Consider the following 1,685-nt stretch of genomic DNA (forward strand, 5'->3'; position numbering starts at 1 on the left):
GCGTCCAGCCCGCCCAGCAGTTCGTACGTGTGGGCCGCGACCGCCGGTGACATGCCCTGTGCCGGCTCGTCGACGAGCACCACGCGCGCGTGTGCCAGCAGGGCACGGGACAGGGCCAGCATGCGCTGCTCGCCCCCGGAGAGGGTGCCGGCGCGGCGGGGGAGCAGGGGGCTCAGCTGTGGGTACGCGTCGAGGGCCACGGAGTAGTCCCGCGCCGCGAGTTCGAGGTTCTCGTGGACGGTGAGGGATCCGAACACGGCCCGCCGTTCCGGCACCAGACACAGTCCCCGGCGAGCCCGTTCGTATGCGGGCACACGGGTCACGTCGGCGCCGTCCCACACCACCGCACCGCCCGACAGGGCGACCGTCCCGGCGAGGGCGCGCAGCACGGTCGTACGGCCGGAGCCGTTGCGGCCGAGCAGGACGGTGAGCCCGTGGGCGGGGGCAGCGAGGGTGACGCCGTGCAGGGCTTCGAGGGGTCCGTAGCGCACGCGCGCGTGGCGCAGGGCGATGGTCATGCGGGGGTCTCCCAGGCGCCGGGTGCGTCGAGGACGCGGTCCGGCGGGCCGGAGGTGACGATGCGGCCCGCAGTCATCACATGGACCACGTCGGCGAGGTCGGCGACCAGATCGAGGTCGTGCTCCACGACGAGCAGGGCGGTGCCCTCGGCGGCCAGCGCCCTCAACACCAGGGTCAGCGCGGCCACTTCGGCGGTGTCGAGTCCGGCGGCGGGCTCGTCGAGCAGCAGCACGCGCGGGCTGCCCGCCAACGCCCTCGCCAGTTCGACCCGGCGCAGCGTCCCGGTGGGAAGTCCGGCGGCGGACAGCGACCGTATGTCCCCGTCGAGCCCGAAGAGCCGCAACGCCCGCTCCACGGAACCGGGTTCGGCGGCCCGCCCCTGCTCGGCGCCCACACGCACGTTCTCGGCGACCGTCAATGAGGGGAAGACGGCGAGCTGTTGAAAGGTCCGGGCGACTCCGAGCCGGGTCCGGGCGTGCGCGGGCAGCCGGGTGATGTCCCGCCCACCGAACCGGACCCGCCCACTCACAGGCCGCAGGGTCCCGGCCAGACAGTGGAACAGGGTGCTCTTCCCGGCCCCGTTGGGCCCGACGGCGGCGGTCACCTGACCCGCCCGCACCACGAGATCGACTCCGTCGAGCGCGGTGAGGCCGCCGTAACGGGCGTACAGGGCATGGGCGGTGAGGGCGGGAGGGGTCCGGGTCGGGGCGGCGCGGGGGCGCGGGTTCCGGGCGCCGGACGTCCGCCTGGTGCTGTCTTCCGGTGGGTGCGCAACGCCCTTGCGGGTGGCTGCCGTTGGGCTGTTCTCGCTCCTGGGGGTGGCCGCTGTTGAGCTCGCCTCGCTCCGCTGGCCGGGCTCGGCGTCGGGCCCTTGCGGCTCCTGGGCGCTGCCGGACGTCCGCTCGGGTTCGGCCTTCGCTGGGTGTGCATCGCCCTTGTGGGTGGCTGCCGTTGGGCCGTTCTCGCTTCTGTGGGTGGCCGCTGTTGTGCCTGTCTCGCTCCGCTGGCCGGGCTCGGCGTCGGGCCCTTGCGGGTCCTGGGCGCTGCCGGACGTCCGGCCGGGTTCGGCCTTCGCTGGGTGTGCATCGCCCTTGTGGGTGGCTGCCGTTGGGCCGTTCTCGCTTCTGTGGGTGGCCGTCGTTGTGCCTGTCTCGCTCCGCTGGCCG

2 protein-coding genes are annotated in these 1,685 nt (G+C 74.3%); both read right to left on the reverse strand.

The window, feature by feature from the left end; genetic code table 11:
- Positions 1–518: ATP-binding cassette domain-containing protein (locus R6V09_RS52505; protein WP_317888460.1), on the reverse strand; the 518-nt coding region annotated here is incomplete at its 3' end.
- A partial coding sequence (locus R6V09_RS52510) for an ABC transporter ATP-binding protein (protein WP_317888461.1) occupies positions 515–1,685 on the reverse strand: 1,171 nt, incomplete at its 5' end. The genes R6V09_RS52510 and R6V09_RS52505, both read right to left, overlap by 4 nt.

This window comes from Streptomyces sp. W16 (assembly GCF_033194735.1).
Lineage (GTDB): Bacteria > Actinomycetota > Actinomycetes > Streptomycetales > Streptomycetaceae > Streptomyces.